Here is an 18,002-nt window from a genome sequence, read left to right as displayed (position 1 = left end):
GCGCCGGGAGATTATCCTGAGTGGTGATGACGTACCTGGACCACGCGGCGACCACACCGATGCTGCCGGCCGCCGTCGCCGCGATGAGCGACGCGCTGCTGCGCACCGGCAACGCGTCGTCCCTGCACTCGGCGGGCCGCCGTGCCCGCCGTTCGGTGGAGGAGGGCCGCGAACGGATCGCCGAGGCGGTCGGTGCGCGCCCGTCCGAGGTGCTGTTCACCACCGGTGGCACCGAGAGCGACAACCTGGCGCTCAAGGGCCTGTACTGGGCCCGCCGTGGTGCCGACCCGCGCCGCACCCGGGTGCTGGTCTCGGCCGTCGAGCACCACGCCGTGCTCGACGCGGCGGAGTGGCTGGCCTCCCACGAGCGCGCCGACCTGCGGCTGCTCGAGGTCGACGCGGTCGGGCGGGTGAGCCCGGAGACGCTGCGCGAGGCGATCTCCGAGGCCCCGGAGAAGGTCGCCGTGGTCTCGGTGATGTGGGCGAACAACGAGGTCGGGACCGTCAACCCGATCCGCGAGCTGGCCGACGTCTGCCACGAGTACGCGATCCCGCTGCACACCGACGCCGTGCAGGCCGTCGGTATCCTCGACGTCGACTTCGCCGCCTCCGGCGCGGACGCGCTCACCCTCACCGGGCACAAGCTCGGCGGCCCGTACGGTGCCGGCGCGCTGCTGCTGGGCCGCGACATCGCCTGCACCCCGCTGCTGCACGGTGGCGGCCAGGAGCGCGACGTGCGGTCCGGCACCCTCGACGTCCCGTCGGTGGTCGGGCTCGCGACGGCCGTCGAGCAGGCGGTCGCCGACGCCCCGCGGCGCCGGGCCCAGCTGGCCGGGCTGCGCGACGAGATGGTCCGCGAGATCACCGCCGTCGTCCCGGACGCGCAGCTCAACGGCGACGCGCTGACCAGCGTCCTGAACGGCGGGCCCGGACGGCTGCCGGGCAACGTGCACCTGTCGTTCCCCGGCTGCGAGGGCGACAGCCTGCTGATGCTGCTCGACGCCAACGGCGTCGACTGCTCGACCGGCTCGGCCTGCACCGCCGGCGTCGCACAGCCCAGCCACGTGCTGCTGGCGATGGGTGCCGACGAGGGCTCGGCCCGCGGGTCCCTGCGCTTCTCGCTCGGGCACACGAGCACCACCGAGGACGTCCGTGCCGTGGCCGAGGCGATCGGGTCGGTCGTCGAGCGCGCCCGCCGCGCCGGTGGCCGTGCGCCCGCCGCGATGACGGCCTGACGTGCGCGTCCTGGCCGCGATGAGCGGCGGTGTCGACTCGGCCGTGGCGGCGGCGCGCGCCGTGGCCGCCGGGCACGAGGTCGTCGGCGTGCACCTGGCGCTGGCCCGCACCCGCGACGCGCTGAGGTCGGGCTCGCGGGGCTGCTGCTCCCGCGAGGACGCCGCCGACGCCGCCCGCGCCGCGGACATGCTCGAGATCCCGTACTACGTGTGGGACCTGTCCGAGGAGTTCGCCCGCGACGTGGTGGACGACTTCGTCGCCGCCTACGCCGCCGGCGAGACCCCGAACCCGTGCCTGCGCTGCAACGAGAAGATCAAGTTCGCGGCGGTGCTGGACCGGGCGCTGGCACTGGGCTTCGACGCCGTGTGCACCGGTCACTACGCACGTCTCGACGCCGACGCCCCGGACGGGCCCGAGCTGCGCCGCTCGGCCGACGACGACAAGGACCAGTCCTACGTCCTGGCCGTACTGCGCGCCGACCAGCTGCGCCACGCGATGTTCCCGATCGGCGACACCCCGAAGCCGGTGATCCGCGACGAGGCGGCCGCGCTGGGCCTGCGCGTCGCGGGCAAGCCGGACAGCCACGACATCTGCTTCATCCCCACCGGCGACACGCAGGGTTTCCTGTCCGAGCGCCTGGGGGAGCGGCCCGGCGAGATCGTCGACTCCACCGGCGAGGTGCTGGGCACGCACTCCGGCGTGCACGGTTTCACCGTCGGGCAGCGCAAGGGACTCGGGATCGACCGCCCGGCCGCCGACGGCCGCCCGCGCTACGTGCTGGGCATCGAGCCGGTCAGCGGGACCGTGCGGGTCGGCTCGGACGCCGCCCTGGACGTGTCGACGATCGAGGCCCGGACCCCCGTCTGGAGCTCCGGCACCGCCCCGGACGGCCCGTTCTCCGCCGTCGCGCAGGTCCGCGCGCACGGCGGGATCGCGCCGTGCGAGGTCGTCCCGGTCGACGACGGCCTGCGGGTGGAGCTGTCCGAGCCGCTGCGCGGCGTCGCGCCCGGGCAGGCCGTCGCGTTCTACCGTCCGGACGCCGGCGGCGACGTCGTCCTCGGCTCCGCCACCATCACCGCCACCGCCTGACCGTTCCGCGTTCGCGGCGCGTCATGGCCTTGCGCGCCTCGCTGTTGCAGGGTGGGCGGGAGACGCCGGTGCGACGACAGGGGTGGAGCGAATGGGTGGGGTGTCCGAGCACGCTGCGGGTCCGGTGACGGACGCCCCGCGCGACCTGCCCGACCTCCTGCGGCGCCTGGTGCACCGGGACCCGGACCGGACGATCGCCGTCGACACCGGTCCCGCCGGGGAGACGATCCCGGTGACCCGTGCCGAGCTGTGGACCCGGACCCGCCGTCTCGCCACCGAGCTGGAGACGGCCGGTGTCGGCCGCGGCGACTGCGTCGCGGTCTGGATGCCGAACTGGTCCGACGCCCTGGCCTGGCAGTTCGCCGTCGCGGCCCGCGGCGCGCACGTGATCGGCATCAACACCCGCTACCAGGTCGACGACGTCACGCACCTGCTCGACCGTGCCCGCCCGGTGCTGGTGGCGCTGGCCCACGACTTCCACGGCCTCGACCTGTTCTCAAGGCTGCGCGCGGCCGTCGACGCCTCGAGCGCCCCGGCCCCGGCCGTCGCGGTGGTGCCCGGCCCCGGACGCGCGCCGGTCGACGACCCGTCCGGGTCCGACGTCGGCGCCGGTGCCTGGTCGCCGGCAGCGGACGGCGACGCGCCGGACCCGGAGCCGTCGGACCCGTCCGACCTGGTCGCCGCGTTCACCACGTCCGGATCCACGGGCCTGCCCAAGCTCGCCGCGCACCGTGGCGCCGGGGTGATCGCACACGCCGTCGCCGACGCCGCCGCGATGGGCGTCACCGACGACGACGCCGTGCTCTGCGTGCTGCCGCTGTCCGGGGTGTTCGGCTTCAACGCCGCGATGGCGGGCCTGGCCGGCGGCGCGACGTGCGTCCTGGAGCCGGTGTTCGACCCGGACACCGTCCTCGACCACATCGAGGGTCACCGGATCACCCATCTCGCCACCGGCGACGACCTCGGCCTGCGGCTGCAGCAGGCGCAGGCCGCCCGTCCCCGGGACCTGTCGTCGTGGCGGTGGTGGGGCCTCGGCGACTTCCAGGGCCGCTCCCGCGAGCTCGCCGAATGGGCCGGGGCGGCGTTCGGGACGTCCGTGACCGGCATCTACGGCTCGTCCGAGGCGTTCGCGCTGCTGTCGTTCTGGCCGGACGACGAGCCCGCGCCGCGACGACGGTCCGCCGGCGGTCGCGTCGTGCACGACGGCATCGAGATCCGGGTGGCCGACCCGGTCACCGAGGAGCTGCTGCCCGACGGCACCGAGGGCGAGCTGCAGTTCCGCGGGCCGAACGTCGTCGACGACTACCTGGGTTCGCCCGAGGTGATCGCGCGCTCGTTCACCGGTGACGGGTGGTTCCGCAGCGGTGACCTGGGGTTCCTCGTCGAGCCGGGGGTGTTCGTCTACACCTGCCGGATGGGCGATGCGCTGCGCCTGCGCGGGTTCCTGGTCGACCCGGCCGAGATCGAGGTCCGCCTCGCCGCGCACCCGGAGGTCCACACGGCGAAGGTCGTCGGCGCCACCGACCCCGACGGGGCGACCCTGGCCGTCGCGTTCGTCGTCGCCGAGGACGGCACGAAGCCGGACCCGGACGCGTTGCGCGACTGGTGCGCCGAGGGCCTGGCCCGGTTCAAGGTCCCGCACTCCGTGCGCGTGATCGACGAGATGCCCACGACGTCCGGCACCAACGGCACGAAGATCCGCGCCGCGACCCTGCGCGAGTGGGCCGCCGAGCTCTGAGCCGAGGCGCCGTCGCGGGGTCGAGGGGGCGGTGTTAGACAGGCGCGGTGACATCCGACGATCCACTGGCCGCCGCGCTCGCCGCCGCCGGGCTGGGCGACGTGCGCCCCGGCGAGACCCTGCCCCCGGCGCCCCGGATCGAGGTCGTCGACTCCACTCCCGTCGAGCCGGAGCCGGTCGAGCTGTGGCCCGAGGGCATCGGCACCGGTGTCGGCTCACTGCCCGGGACCGACCCGGTCGAGGCGTCCGCGATCGTCACCGGGGAGACGCCGCAGATGCCCGCGCTGCCGGAGCTGCCCGCCCGGGGCGTCGGCGCCGACATGATCGGGCGGACCCTCGGCCTGCTCGTCGACATCGCCGCCGAGGTCGTGCCGACCGGCTGGCGGGTGACCGCCCGCCCGGGCCGCGACCACCGCCGCGGCACCGATCTGATGCAGGCCGACCTGGACGCGTTCCACGACGCCTGCGACCGGATCCGCCCGTCCTGGGTGAAGGTCCAGGCCGTCGGTCCGTGGACGCTCGCAGCCTCGGTCGAGGTGGTGTCGGGGCACCGTGTGCTGACCGACCGCGGCGCCATCGCCGAGTTCGCCGCGAGCCTCGCCGAGGGGCTGCGCATCCATGTCGCCGAGGTCGCCGAGCGGACCGGGGCGACGGTCCTCGTGCAGCTCGACGAGCCGTCCCTGCCCGCGGTCATGGCCGGGTCGCTGCCCACCGCGTCGGGCTACGGCACGGTCCGCTCGATCCGGTCGCAGGACGCCGCGGACACGCTGCGCGACCTGATCGGGCAGATCGGGTCGCCCGTCGTCGTGCACTGCTGCGCCGACCGGCCGCCGATCCGGATGCTCGCCACGACCGGCGCCGCCGCGATCGGGATCGACGCGACCCGCCCCGCGTTCGCCGGCGACACCGCACTGCCCGCCGCGCTCGACGCGATCGGCGAGACCTGGGACGCGGGCATCCCGATGATGCTGGGCTTCCTGCCCGGGACCGCGCCGGCCGTCGAGCCGAGGATCGGCGACCTGGCCCGCCTGGGCTACGACCTCGCCGACCGTCTCGGCTTCGACCGCCTGCGCCTGGCCCGGCTCGGCGTCCCGACTCCGGCGTGCGGCCTGGCCGGCGCGACGCCGGAGTGGGCGCGCCGCGCGCTCGCCCTCAGCCGCGAGATGGGCAAGGGCTTCGCCGAGCCGCCCGAGCTCAGCTGAGCCGTGCGCGGATATCACTGCTCCCGCAGCGATATCCACTCACGACCGGGTCAGGCGTCGGTGGTGCTGCGCCCCGTCCGGTCGTCGACCCGCGACGGGGAGAGGACCAGGACCAGAGCCCCGCCGACCACCAGCACGGCCCCGAACAGGTACAGGCTCGACGCGGTGCTCCCGGTCAGCGAGGTCAGGAACCCGACCAGCGACGTGCTGACCGCGCCGGAGACGTTGCCGACGGAGTTGACCAGCGCGATCCCCGCGGCCGCCCCGGCCCCGGTGAGCAGCGCCGAGGGCAGGCTCCAGAACGCGGCCTGTGCGCTGGAGATCGCGGCGGCGGCCACGGTCAGCGCGAGCAGGGCGAACACCGTGCTCTGCAGCGACATCGCCGTGGCCACCAGCCCGAGCCCGCCGACGGCACAGGGCACCGCGGTGTGCCAGCGACGTTCACCGGTGCGGTCCCCGTGCGCCGCGACGGCGACCATCGCGACCACGGCGACGAGGTAGGGCAGCGCCGAGAGCAGCCCGACGGTCAGGGCGGAGTCGACGCCGCTGTCGGAGATGATCGTCGGCAGCCAGAAGCTGATCGTGTAGATGCCCAGCGCGACGCAGAAGTAGATCCCGCCGAGCAGCCACATCGTCCCGCTCCGCAGCGTGTCCCGGACGCGGGCGTGCGCGTCCGGCTTCGCCTGCTCACCCTCGGCGACGGCCTCGGTCACGACGGTCTTCTCGGCGTCGGTGAGCCAGGTGGCGGACGCGACGTCGTCGTCGAGACGGCGCAGGACGACGAACCCGAGCAGCACCGCCGGGATCGCCTCCACCACGAACAGCCACTGCCACCCGGCCAGTCCGCCGGCCCCGCCGAGCGAGGTCATGATCCAGCCCGACAGCGGCCCGCCGAAGATCGTGGCCACCGGGATCGCGGTGAGGAACAGCGCGGTGATCCGTCCGCGGCGGTGCGCCGGGAACCAGTACGTCAGGTACAGCAGGATGCCCGGGATGAACCCGGCCTCGGCGACGCCGAGCAGGAACCGCAGCAGGTAGAACGTCCACTCCGAGTTCGCCAGCGCCATCGCCGCCGACACCACGCCCCAGCTGACCATGATCCGCGCGATCCACCGCCGCGCGCCGACCTTGTGCAGGATGACGTTGCTCGGGACTTCGAACAGGATGTAGCCGACGAAGAAGATCCCGGCGCCGATGCCGTAGACGACGTCGGAGAACCACAGCTCGTCCTGCATCTGCAGCTTGGCGAAGCCGACGTTGACGCGGTCGAGGTAGGCGACGGCGTAGCAGAGGAACAGGAACGGGACGAGCCGCCAGGCGACCTTCCGGAAGACCTGGTCGGGGTCAGCGGTGGACGGCATCGGTTCGGCTCCTCATCCTTGAAGTGCCAGGGGTGCCCGGCCGCGGACGAGCGGCGCGAATACGCACACTCTGGGACATTCTGAATTCAGAAGTCAAGATGTACCGACGACGCGGATGCCGCCTCACCGCACCACGTTGAGCCCCGCGTCCGCGCGTCCAGGCACCGCCGGAGTCACGGTCGCCCGGCGTCGGGGCGAGGGCCGGGCGGGGCCGTCAGGCCCGGTCGACGGCCGGGAGCGAGTCCAGCGCGTCGAGGATGAGCTCCTCGCCGTGCTCGGCGTGCCGGCGCGCGAGCCGCTCGGCGGCGTCCGGGGCACCGGAGGCGATCGCGTCGAAGATCGCCGCGTGGTCCTCCCACACCCAGCTCGGTGCGCCGCCCCGGTAGAGCAGCTCGCCCATCACACGCTGCACGTTGCGCCAGATGACTCCTGCGCTCTCCACCAGTAGCGGGTTGCCCGACTGCTCCATGACGAACTGGTGGAACTCGACGTCGGAGCCCACCATGTGGGCGTAGGCCCGGTCCCGCTCGGCCTCCTGACCTGCGATGACGAGCGACCGCCCGCGATCGAGAGCAGCCGGTGAGAGCTTGCCCGCGGCGCAGCGCGCGGCGTAGCCGTCCATCACCGCGCGCAGGCCGTAGAGGTGCTGGACGAACTCGCGGTCGACGGGGGCGACCTCCAGGCCGCGCCGGCCGGTGTCACGCAGCAGGCCCTGGGTCCGCAGCAGCAACAGGGCCTGCTGGACCGGCTGGCGGGAGACGTTGAACCGTTCGGCCAGCTCCTCCTGCCGCAGCCGGGTGCCGGGCGCGAGACGGCCCGTGCAGATGTCGTCGACGATCGCGTCGTAGACCTGCTCGACGCGTGACGGCGGGGTGGGGAGCGCCGTCATCGCGGCACCGTGTGCATCGCGCCACCTCGCTCGTTCCTGCGGGATCTCGTCGGACCTGGCCGTTCAGGCTATCGAGCCTCCACCGGGGTTCGGGGTGGTGCCCCGGGCACATCGTGCTCCGAGTTGCGGTCTGAATTCAGTATGCCCCAAGGTGGTGAGGCGGGTCACGTACCGCCACGATCGAACGCTCGACGAGGAGCACGCTGCATGGCTCAGGACACGTCCGACTCCACCCCGGCGTCACGGACCGCCGCGGAGCTGATCGCCAGGTTCCTGCACGAACGCGGGGTGAGACGCGTGTTCGGCCTGCAGGGCGGCCACATCCAACCCATCTGGGACCGTCTGGCCCGGCTCGGCGTGCAGATCGTCGACGTCCGGGACGAGGCCGCCGCCGTCCACATGGCGCACGCGCACTCGGAGATCACCGGCGAGATGGGGATCGCGCTGGCCACCGCCGGGCCCGGGGTGACCAACACCGTCACCGCGGTCGCGAACGCCTCGGTCTCGCGGATCCCGCTGATCCTGATCGGCGGCTGCCCGCCGCGGGCGCAGGCCAACAAGCACCCGCTGCAGGACATCCCGCACACCGAGATCCTGCGTCCGGTCACACGGCAGTCCCGAACGCTGCGGGTGGCCGACGAGATGCTCCGCGAGTTCGACGAGGGCTGGGCCCGCGCCACCGGCGACGCGTCCGAGCCGGGCCCGGTCTACCTGGAGATCCCGACCGACGTCCTGCGCGAGACGGTGCCCGCCGCCGTCGTGCTCGACGAGCACCTGCGCCTGCCTCCGCGCCGGCGGTCGCTGCCGCACCCCGACGACGTGGCCGCCGTCGCCGAGCTGGTGCGCGGGGCGAGCAAGCCGGTCGTGATCACCGGCCGTGGGGCGCGCCGGGCGCAGGAGGAGCTCGTCCGGTTCCTCGACGCCTCCGGCGCCGCGTACCTGGACACCCAGGAGGGACGCGGGCTGGTCCCGGAGTCGCACCCGGCCGTGGTCGGCGCGCTGCGCTCGCGGGTCATGCGCGACGCGGACCTCGTGATCACCGTCGGGCGCCAGCTCGACTACCAGCTCGGGTTCGGATCCCCGGTCGCGTTCCCGTCCGCGCGGTTCGTGCGGATCTCGGACTCGGCGAGCGAGCTCTACGACAACCGCCGCGGTGAGGTCGAGGTGCTCGCCGACGTCGGCGCCACCCTCGGCGCGCTGGCCGAGCAGGTCTCGGGTGACGGCGACGAGGACCGAGGGCACTGGCGCGACGAGCTGCGTGCCGCGCACCTGGAGCGGTTCTCCGGCTACCGCGACAAGCTCGCCTCGGCCGAGGCCGGCTCGGACGGCAAGATGCACCCGAACCGGATCTTCGCGGCGCTGCAGGCGCAGGACCTCGACGGCGCCACCGTCGTCGCCGACGGCGGAGACTTCCTGAGCTTCGCCCGCCTCGGCGTCCCGTCGCACGTGCGCTACCTCGACGCCGGTGCGTTCGGCTGCCTCGGCGTCGGCGTCCCGTTCGCGATCGCGGCGGCGCTGGCCCGGCCCGGGAAGCCCGCGGTCGCGGTGACGGGCGACGGCGCGTTCGGCATCAACGCCATGGAGGTCAACACGGCGGTGCGCCACGGCGCCCCGATCGTCGTGATCGTCTCCAACAACTCGGCCTGGAACATCGAGCGCTTCGACCAGGACGAGAACTACGGCCTCGTCGTCGGCACCGAGCTGGAGGGCAACGACTACGCCGCCCTCGGCCGGGCCCTCGGCGCGCACGGCGAGCGGGTGACCGACCCGGCGGAGCTGGAGGGGGCGCTCAAGCGGGCGTTCGAGAACGCACCGGCCGTCGTCGACGTCGTGACCAGCCAGGACGCCCCGTCCCCGGACGCCGGCAAGGGCCTGGGCTGGGTCGGGGAGTACCAGGCACTCACACCGTGGAACGACGCAGAGATCGAGCGGAGGAAGGTCTGATGGCAGGCGAGAAGATGGAGGAGTGGCACTGGCCGGCGGGGTACGACCAGAACTATCTCCCCGACCCGGGCAGCCCGTACTGGTTCCCGAACCGGGAGACGATGGACCCGCAGGAGCGGGACGCCGCCGTCCTGGAGCGGCTGCCGCTGGTCATCCAGCACGCCTACGACAACTCGCCGTTCTATCGGCGCAAGTACGACGCCGCGGGCCTCGACCCGAAGGACATCACGACGTGGGAGGCCTTCGAGCAGGTCCCCGTCGTGGTCAAGGAGGAGCTGCGTCAGTCCCAGGTGGACGCGCCGCCGTTCGGTGACTACATCTGCGTGCCGGACTCGGAGATCCACCACATCCACGGCACGTCCGGCACCACCGGCACCCCGACCGGCTTCGCGATGGGCCGCCGGGACTGGGAGGTCATCGCCGACAACCACGCCCGGATCCTGTGGGGGATGGGCGTGCGGCCCGGCGACACCGTGTTCGTCTCCGCGTTGTTCTCGCTCTACCTCGGGTCCTGGGGTGCGATGTCCGGCGCGGAGCGCCTGCGGTGCAAGGTCTTCCCGTACGGCGCCGGTGCGTCGGGCATGACCAGCCGGGCCATCGGGTGGCTGACCCGCACGCAGCCCAAGGCGTTCTACTCGACGCCGTCCTACGCACTGCGCCTGGCCGAGGTCGCGGAGCAGGAGAAGGTCGACCCGCGCGAGTTCGGCATCAAGATCATGTTCTTCTCCGGCGAGCCCGGCGCGTCCGTGCCCGCGGTGCGGAACAAGATCGAGAAGGCGTTCGACACCCGGGTCGTGGACTGCGGGACGATGGCCGAGATGACGCCGTTCATGTCGGCGTCGGCGACCGACGGCAGCCCGGACGGGATGCTGCTCTGGCAGGACATCGTCTGGCACGAGATCTGCGACCCGGACACCTACCGCACCGTCCCCTACGGCGACGAGGGCACACCGGTCTACACCCACCTCGAGCGCACCTCGCAGCCGATGATCCGGCTCGCGTCGAAGGACCTGTCGCGCTGGGAGATGAAGGACAACGGCTGCGGGCGCACCTACCCGAGCCTGCCGTCGGGCGTCTACGGGCGGATCGACGACATGATCCACATCCGGGGCGAGAACGTGTACCCCACCGAGATCGACAACGTCCTGCGTGAGATCTCCGGTTACGGCGGCGAGCACCGGGTCCTGGTCTCGCGCACCGGCTCGATGGACGAGATCAAGGTCCGGGCCGAGTGCACCGACGCCGACACGGCCGAGTTCGAGAAGGCCGCCACGTCCGGCCTGCACCGCGTCGTCGGCCTGCGGGTCGGCGTCGAGGTCGTCGCGGCGAACACGTTCGAGCGCAGCGAGCACAAGGCCAAGCGCGTGATCGACGACCGCGAGCACACGCAGAAGAAGTAGACGCACCCGTACGCACGGAGGTAAGGAATGACGACCACGGAGCAGAGGCTCACCGTGGACCAGGACGCACGGACCGCCGAGCACGCCTCGATGTTCATCGACGGCGCGTTCGTCCCGGCCTCGGCGGGCGCCACGTTCGGCACCGTCGACCCGAACAACGGGAAGACGATCGCCCAGGTACCCCGCGCCGACGGCACCGACGTCGACAGGGCGGTCGCGGCGGCCAAACGCGTCGCCGTGGACTGGCAGTTCACCGACGCCCTCGGCCGGGCCGCGCTGCTGCGGGCCCTGGCCGCGAAGGTCACCGAGAACGCCGACGAGCTGGCGCGCCTGGAGGCCCTGGACTCCGGGCACTACCTGGCCAAGGCCCAGGAGCTGGTCGGGGCGATCCCGCTCTGGCTGGACTACTGGGCCTCGCTCGCGGACAAGGTCGGCGGGCGCCAGATCGAGGTCCCGGGCAACAAGCTCTCGTTCACGATCCTGGAACCGCTGGGCGTGACCGCGCACATCGTGCCGTGGAACTACCCGCTGCTGATCCTGACCCGTTCGGTCGCGCCGGCGCTCGCGCTGGGCAACACCGTCGTGGTCAAGCCGGCCGAGGACACCTCGCTCTCGGCGCTGAAGTTCGCCGAGCTGGTGAAGGAAGCAGGTTTGCCGGACGGCGTGTTCAACGTCGTCACCGGCTACGGGGCCGAGGCGGGCGCGTCGCTGGCCGCGCACCCGGACGTCGCAGGCGTGACGTTCACCGGTTCCACGGCCACGGGCAAGGAGGTCGCGAAACTCGCGGCCGACCACGTGGCGCAGGTCAACCTGGAGCTCGGGGGCAAGAGCCCGACGGTGGTCTTCCCGGACGCCGGACTGGAGGACGCCGTCGAGGCCGCGGTGCAGGGCTTCTGCTCGCACACCGGGCAGGTCTGTGTGGCCGGTACCCGGCTGTTCGTGCACGCCGACATCAAGGACCGGTTCCTGGAGGCGCTCACCGCCCGGCTGCGCGAGACCACGATCGGTGACGGGTTCGCCGACGGCACCGACATGGGCCCGCTGATCTCGAAGACCCAGTACGACAAGGTCCGCGAGTACATCGAGATCGGCAAGACCGAGGGCACGCTGTTCTACGGCGGCGGGCGCCCGGAGGGCACCGACGAGAACGGCTTCTTCGTCGAGCCGACCGTCTTCACCGACGTCACCAACTCCGCGCGGATCGCCCAGGAGGAGATCTTCGGCCCGGTCGCGTCGGTGATCACCTGGTCCAGCGAGGACGAGCTGGTCGAGGCCGTCAACGACAGCCCCTACGGCCTGTTCGCGGTGCTGCTCGGCAGCGACATCAAGCGGCTGCTGTCCACCGCCCGCCGCCTGCAGGTGGGCGGCGTGATGATCAACGACTGGTTCGGCGAGCTCCCGATGACCCCGCACGGCGGGCACAAGCAGAGCGGCACCGGACGCGAGGAGGGCCTCGAGGCCGTCTACGGCTACACCCAGGTCAAGCACGTGAGCATCAACCTCGACGACTCGTTGAGGGCCGGGACCGAGTGGCCCGGCGCCCCGCTGTAGCGATCACCCCTTTCAGACCCCGAGAGGAGACACCGTGAGTGCATTGGGAGAGGCGCCCGCACCGTTCGGCGCGCCCGAGGAGACGGCACTGCCGGGGGAGGCCGGCGGATTCTTCGAGAGCGGCCGGCCCCGCATCGGCGGCCTGCTGCACCCGGTCGCGTTCAGCGACCTGCAGGAGAAGGTCATCAAGGCCGCGGCGGACACGATCATCCCGCCGCACCCGAAGTGGCCCACCGCGAGCGAGATCGGCATGGTCGAGTTCGTCGGCCGGTACGTCACGCCGAGCGGGTACAAGAACAAGCACTTCCCGTTCGCCACCGAGGACGAGTTCAAGTCCGGCCTGGACAAGCTCGGACAGTCCTTCGTGGACGCGGACGTCGCGGGACGGACCGAGGCGATCTCCGCGCTGGAGAAGGCCGAGGATCCGCTGTTCGAGCAGCTGCGGGCGTTGTTCTACTACGGCTACTACTCGCGCCCGAGGGTCACGCTGGCGATCAACGACAACCTGCCGGCCGGCCGGGACTTCCACGGCCCGCCGCTGCCCTACGGCTACCTGCAGACCACGGAGCCCTGGGACGAGGAACTCCTCGCCCAGGCCGAGGAGCACGGTTCCTACCTGGAGACCGACGAGGTCGTCCGGGTCGACCTGTCCCAGCTGTCCTGGGCGAAGTGAGGAGCACCATGGCCGCATATGAGGAGACCGACGTCCTGATCATCGGCGCAGGCCCCGGCGGGGCCGGCATCGCGCTCAAGCTGGCCAAGGCCGGCGTGAACGTGGTGTGCCTGGAGCAGGGCCCGTGGCTGGACGCGTCCGACCACGCGCACTACCACAACGAGTGGGAGCTGGAGAAGCAGCGCGGGTGGGCCTACGACCCGAACGTGCGTCAGCTGCCCGAGGACTACCCGGTGACCGGGACGACGACGCCGTACATGATGAACAACGTCGGCGGCTCGACGATGCACTACGCGGGCCACTGGCCCCGGTACAAGCCGGTCGACTTCCGCAAGGGCACCGAGCACGGCCTCGAGGGCACGATCGACTGGCCGATCAGCTACGAGGACCTCGCCCCGTTCTACGACGAGAACGACGAGATCTACGGCATCTCCGGCCGGATCGGCGACCCGTCCTACCCGGACCGCAAGCAGGCCGTCCGTGACCCGGAGGTGCTGCCCGGCAAGCTCGGGCTCAAGTACGCCCGTGCGTCGCGGGACCTGGGCTGGCACTGGTGGCCGTCGGACAACGCGGTCATCACCGTCGACCGGGAGAACCGCAAGGCCGACCAGGCGATGGGCAACGAGCTCTCCGGCAGCCCGACCGGGTCGCTGTCCACCCCGGCGAACGCCCACTGGCCCTACGCGATCCGCCACGGTGCCGACCTGCGCACCTACGCCCGCGTCGAGACGATCAACGCCGAGGGCGGCAAGGCCACCGGCGCGACCTACATCGACCGCAAGACCGGCGACCGGCACGAGGTCCGGGCCAAGATCGTCGTGCTCGCGGCGAACGGGATCGGGTCCCCGCGCCTGCTGCTGCAGAGCGCCCAGAAGGGGCACCCGGACGGGCTGGCGAACTCGAACGGGATCGTCGGCAAGTACCTGATGCACCACGTGTTCGCGTTCTGCGACTCGTGGTTCGACGAGCCGATCGAGGGCTTCAAGGGCTCGTTCGGTGCGCCGCTGTACTCGCACGAGTTCTATCACACGGACGTCAACCGGGGATTCGTCAACGGTTTCGGCATGCAGGTGGCGCGCAGCTTCGGACCGGCCTACGCCGCGATGGGCACGCACACCGGCTACACGGCGCCGTGGGGCGAGAAGCACCGCGAGTTCTTCGACGGCCACTTCGCCAACCACCTGATGGTCTTCATGTTCGGTGAGGACCTGCCGGTGGCGACGAACACGGTCACGCTCAACCCCGACGTCAAGGACTCCTCGGGGCTGCCGGCCGCGCACGTCAACTACGAGCTGCACCCGAACGACATCGCGCTCGCGAAGTACGGCATCGAGAAGATCTTCGAGGCCACCCGCGCGGTGGGGGCGGTGGAGACCAACGACACCGGCGTCCTCTACCCGCCGCCGGCCTGGCACCTGATGGGGACCTGCCGGATGGGTAACAACCCGGAGGACTCGGTCCTGAACAAGTGGTGCCAGACCTGGGACGTGCCCAACCTGTTCGTGGTCGACGGCAGCACGCTGACCACCGGTGGGGCGGTCAACCCGACGTCGACGATCGGTGCGCTCTCGCAGCGCACCGGTGAGTACATCCTGCGCCAGTTCGACGCGATCACCGCGCAGAAGACGACGCCGAGCAACGCCGACGCCCCGGACATGTGACCTCCGTGCGCGGATATCGCTGCCAGGGCGGTGATGTCCGCGCACGACCCGGGCCGCAGCCGATCGCCGGGCGGGCACCCGCCCGTTCGGCGATCATGGTCGGTCCGGGGGCGGACCCGTCCCCGGACCGACCCTGCGGACGGGAGTCCCCGTGTCCACTGTGTTCGTCCTCGGAGCAGGTCCCGGCATCGGGACGGCCGTCGCGCGCCGCTTCGCCCGCGAGGGCTTCGACGTCGGGCTGCTCGCCCGCTCGCCCGAGACCCTGTCCCGGGCCGCGTCGTCGGTCGGCTCCGCAGCCGGTTCCGCGGGGCGGGTCGTGACCGCGGACGCCGACGTCACCGACGAGGCGGCGCTGCACGCCGCGCTGGAACGACTGGTCGGCGAGCTCGGTGTGCCGGACGTACTCGTCTACAACGCCGCGATCATCCAGGCCGACGGGATCGGCGACCTCGACGCGGCCGGGCACCGTGACGCCTGGGCCGTCAACGTCGTCGGCGCGGTCTCGGCGGCGTCGTTCCTGCTGCCGCGGATGTCCGGGACGTTCCTCCTGACCGGGGGCATGCCCGAGCCGTTGCCGCAGCTGACGAGCCTGTCGCTGGGCAAGGCCGGGGTCCGCGCGCTGGTCTCGCTGCTGGACCGGCAGTTCGCGCCGGACGTGCACGTCGCCACCGTCACCGTGTGCGGGCCGGTCGCGCCCGGTACCGCCTACGACCCCGACGACATCGCCGAGCACTACTGGGCCCTGCACACCCAGCCCGCCGGATCGTGGGAGCACGAGGTCCGCCACGGCGACCCCGCCGACGCCGCGGGCTGACCGCGCTCGTCCGGCGACGTCGGTCCAAGATCGATAGCGTGCGTTCGAATCCGACGAACGAGGAGGAACCGCTCGACATGACCGGACGTCTCGAGGGCAAGCGCGTACTCGTCACCCACGCCGACCGCTACATAGGCCCGCCGGTCGTCGAACGGTTCCGGGCCGAGGGTGCCGAGGTCGTCGCCGACACGACCGACTACACGGCCGCCCCGGACGCGATCGACGAGACCGTCCGCGAGGCCGGCCGGATCGACGTGCTGGTCGCGAACTTCGCCGGTCCGCACGAGCGGATGCCGGTCACGTCCATGATCGGCGACGCGACCGCGTTCACCGACGCGGAGTTCCAGGACTACCTCGACCAGCTCGTCTGGCCCCTGCTGCGAGTGGTGCGCGCCGTGCTGCCGCAGATGATCGAACGGCGCGAAGGGAAGGTCGTCGCCGCGACCAGCGCGACGCCGGTGCGGGCCATCCCGGGCCTGGCCGTGTACTCCGCCGCCCGCGGCGCGCAGAACGCGTTCCTGCAGGTCGTCGGCGCCGAGGCGGCACCGCACAACGTGCAGGTCAACGGGCTCGGACCGGCCCACATCAAGAACAACATGTACTACACCGACGAGATGCTGGCCGACGACGCCGTGCGTGAGTCGTTCGAGTCGCAGATCCCGGCCGGACGGCTCGGTGAGGGCGCCGACGCGGCCGCTCTCGCCCTCGCCCTGGCCACCGACGCGAGCGACTTCCTGGCCGGGCAGATCATCCCGATCTCCGGCGGCTGGGCGACCTGACCGACGCCGGTCACCAGTCCGGGAACGACCCGGAACGGCCCGTGTCCCCGGACGGGGAGTCCTCACCGGAGGTGACGCCGCTCTCGGTGAGGTCGACCCCGTCCGGGCGGTCGTCGTGCCCGCCCAGCTCGATCACCGCACGCAGCCGCCCGGCGTCGCGCCGCAGCCCGCGCCGCAGCATCCCGGTCACCGCCCACGGGACGAGCCGCAGCAGGCCCGGCGGCACGACCCGCAGCGTGAGCTCGATCCGGCAGCTCTCGCCGTCGCGCGGCACGACCGCCCGGGACCCCTCGGCGCGCACGCCGGACGTGGTGCGCCAGGTGAAGCGGCGCCCGTCCTCGACGGTGGTGACCTCGCCGTCGTTGCGCAGCGTGCGCCCGGCCGCGCGCATCGTCTCCGCCGTCCTCGTGCCGGCGCGCACGGGACCCGGCGGTGTCGGCACCATCGATCGGACGCCGTCGCGCCACTCGACGTCACGGGCGTAGTCGGCGAGCACCGCCCACGCCTCCGCCGCCGGCGCGTCGACCTCCACGACGGCGTCCACGGCGATCACGCCGCGAGCGGCGATGTTCATGGTTTCCATGACAGAAAAGTACGACATCGAAATATCAGTGGTCAAGGTACTTCGAGGACGTGGATTTCGAGGACGAACTAGGGTGGCCGTCGTGAGCGATCCCGACGCCGTGGACCTGTTCGTCGACCAGTGGCGTCGCGAGCGCCCCGACCTCGTCGGCGACCTCGACGCCATGGCGACGATCGGGCGTCTCGGGCGGATCGCCGCCGTCGCCGGGCCGCTGGTGGAGCGGGTGTTCGCCCGGCACGGCCTGCGCATTGGCGAGTTCGACGTGCTCGCTGCGCTGCGCCGCTCCGGCGAGCCGTTCACGCTCACGCCGTCCGCGCTGGCCCGGACGCTGATGCTCTCGCCGGCCGCGACGACCAACCGTCTCGACCGCCTCGACCAGGCCGGACACGTCGCGCGACGCCTCGACCCGGACAACCGCCGCAGCATCCTGGTCTCGCTGACCGACGCCGGGCGCGAGCTCGTCGACGCCGCGGTGACCGAGCACGTCCGCAACGAGCGGGCGCTGCTCGCCGGCCTCGACGACGCCGATCTGCGCACACTCGACGACCTGCTGCGCCGCCTGCTGGCGGGGATGGACCAGGCCTCCTGAGGGGAGCCCGTCGTCGTCCGGCACCCATGCGCACGAGGCGATAGGTTCGCCCGGAACGATCACTGGACGACCTTCTGAGGAGCACCCGTGCCCACGTTCCCCGCGATCCATCACCTGGCCCTCTCGGTCACCGACCTCACGGTGAGCGAGCCCTGGTACGTCAAGCTGGTCGGCGCCGAGCCCGCCATGACCCTGTCCGACGGCCCGTTCCAGCGTCGCGTGTTCGCGCTGCCGTCCGGGCAGCTGATGGGGCTGACCCAGCACGACGCGGTCGACAAGTCGGCGACGTTCGTCCCGTCGGCGCCCGGCATGGACCACGTCGGCTTCGGCGTCTCCGGCCGCGAGGAGATCGAGCAGTGGCGCGACCACCTCGACTCGGTCGGCATCGAGCACTCCGGCGTCGTCGAGGCCGACTACGGGCTCGCGCTGTCGTTCAAGGACCCCGACGGCAACGCGCTGGAGTTCTTCCACCTGGCGGGCTGAGAAGCCCCTC

General features: G+C 72.3%; 16 protein-coding genes. 13 read left to right on the top strand and 3 right to left on the bottom strand.

Annotated features, from left to right (window positions below):
* The first annotated feature begins 26 nt into the window (after positions 1–26).
* The 4 genes from EV383_RS24230 to EV383_RS24215 all read left to right on the top strand — a co-directional run bounded on the left by EV383_RS24230 (position 27) and on the right by EV383_RS24215 (position 5,265).
* Entirely contained in the window at positions 27–1,235 is a 1,209-nt protein-coding gene (locus tag EV383_RS24230; protein ID WP_130292064.1) for a cysteine desulfurase family protein, read from the top strand.
* 1 nt (position 1,236) lies between these two features.
* Positions 1,237–2,325 carry a tRNA 2-thiouridine(34) synthase MnmA gene (gene mnmA, locus EV383_RS24225; protein WP_130292063.1) on the top strand — a complete coding sequence of 363 codons (1,089 nt, stop codon included), beginning with the start codon at positions 1,237–1,239 and terminating at the stop codon, positions 2,323–2,325.
* Positions 2,326–2,449: 124 nt separating this feature from the next.
* On the top strand, positions 2,450–4,063 hold the full coding sequence (locus EV383_RS24220) for an AMP-binding protein (protein WP_242623284.1): 1,614 nt from the start codon (positions 2,450–2,452) through the stop codon (positions 4,061–4,063).
* A gap of 47 nt (positions 4,064–4,110) precedes the next feature.
* A complete protein-coding gene (locus EV383_RS24215) occupies positions 4,111–5,265 on the top strand; it encodes a uroporphyrinogen decarboxylase/cobalamine-independent methonine synthase family protein (protein ID WP_130292061.1) in 1,155 nt (384 codons plus the stop codon).
* Positions 5,266–5,315: 50 nt separating this feature from the next.
* Here the strand turns inward: EV383_RS24215 and EV383_RS24210 are convergent, their stop codons facing one another.
* Positions 5,316–6,626: an MFS transporter gene (locus tag EV383_RS24210; protein ID WP_130292060.1), complete on the bottom strand. Its 1,311-nt coding sequence runs from the start codon at positions 6,624–6,626 to the stop codon at positions 5,316–5,318.
* Positions 6,627–6,840: 214 nt separating this feature from the next.
* Positions 6,841–7,515: a GntR family transcriptional regulator gene (locus EV383_RS24205; RefSeq protein WP_130292059.1), complete on the bottom strand. Its 675-nt coding sequence runs from the start codon at positions 7,513–7,515 to the stop codon at positions 6,841–6,843.
* Positions 7,516–7,722: 207 nt separating this feature from the next.
* On the opposite strand from EV383_RS24205, the gene EV383_RS24200 reads away from it, so the two are divergent.
* The 7 genes from EV383_RS24200 (at position 7,723) to EV383_RS24170 (ending at position 16,337) form a co-directional block, all read left to right on the top strand.
* Positions 7,723–9,459, top strand: coding sequence for a thiamine pyrophosphate-binding protein (locus tag EV383_RS24200; protein WP_130292058.1), 1,737 nt, complete (start codon positions 7,723–7,725; stop codon positions 9,457–9,459).
* Positions 9,459–10,859: a phenylacetate--CoA ligase family protein gene (locus tag EV383_RS24195; RefSeq protein ID WP_242623283.1), complete on the top strand. Its 1,401-nt coding sequence runs from the start codon at positions 9,459–9,461 to the stop codon at positions 10,857–10,859. Before EV383_RS24200 ends, EV383_RS24195 begins: the two co-directional genes overlap by 1 nt.
* 27 nt (positions 10,860–10,886) lie before the next feature.
* On the top strand, positions 10,887–12,410 hold the full coding sequence (locus EV383_RS24190; protein ID WP_207223645.1) for an aldehyde dehydrogenase family protein: 1,524 nt from the start codon (positions 10,887–10,889) through the stop codon (positions 12,408–12,410).
* Between the two features lie 34 nt (positions 12,411–12,444).
* Entirely contained in the window at positions 12,445–13,083 is a 639-nt protein-coding gene (locus EV383_RS24185) for a gluconate 2-dehydrogenase subunit 3 family protein (protein ID WP_130292057.1), read from the top strand.
* Between the two features lie 8 nt (positions 13,084–13,091).
* On the top strand, positions 13,092–14,744 hold the full coding sequence (locus EV383_RS24180; RefSeq protein WP_130292056.1) for a GMC family oxidoreductase: 1,653 nt from the start codon (positions 13,092–13,094) through the stop codon (positions 14,742–14,744).
* A 151-nt stretch (positions 14,745–14,895) separates the two neighbouring features.
* The gene (locus EV383_RS24175; RefSeq protein ID WP_130292055.1) at positions 14,896–15,558 is read left to right on the top strand and encodes an SDR family NAD(P)-dependent oxidoreductase; all 663 of its coding nucleotides are present in this window, start codon (positions 14,896–14,898) and stop codon (positions 15,556–15,558) included.
* A gap of 38 nt (positions 15,559–15,596) precedes the next feature.
* Positions 15,597–16,337, top strand: a complete 741-nt coding sequence (locus EV383_RS24170) for an SDR family NAD(P)-dependent oxidoreductase (protein WP_130292054.1) — start codon at positions 15,597–15,599, stop codon at positions 16,335–16,337.
* Positions 16,338–16,347: 10 nt separating this feature from the next.
* On the opposite strand, the gene EV383_RS24165 is transcribed toward EV383_RS24170, so the two are convergent.
* Positions 16,348–16,920: an SRPBCC family protein gene (locus tag EV383_RS24165; RefSeq protein ID WP_165438490.1), complete on the bottom strand. Its 573-nt coding sequence runs from the start codon at positions 16,918–16,920 to the stop codon at positions 16,348–16,350.
* A gap of 82 nt (positions 16,921–17,002) precedes the next feature.
* Between EV383_RS24165 and EV383_RS24160 the strand changes: the two genes are divergently transcribed.
* Positions 17,003–17,509 (top strand): MarR family transcriptional regulator, encoded by a 507-nt coding sequence (locus tag EV383_RS24160; RefSeq protein ID WP_341273745.1) that lies wholly within the window; start codon positions 17,003–17,005, stop codon positions 17,507–17,509.
* A gap of 87 nt (positions 17,510–17,596) precedes the next feature.
* Complete coding sequence (locus EV383_RS24155; RefSeq protein WP_130292051.1) at positions 17,597–17,992, top strand: VOC family protein; 396 nt, start codon at positions 17,597–17,599, stop codon at positions 17,990–17,992.
* The last annotated feature ends 10 nt before the right edge of the window (positions 17,993–18,002 follow it).

Source organism: Pseudonocardia sediminis (assembly GCF_004217185.1).
Lineage (GTDB): Bacteria > Actinomycetota > Actinomycetes > Mycobacteriales > Pseudonocardiaceae > Pseudonocardia > Pseudonocardia sediminis.
This window is presented reverse-complemented; position numbering and strand designations above follow the sequence as displayed.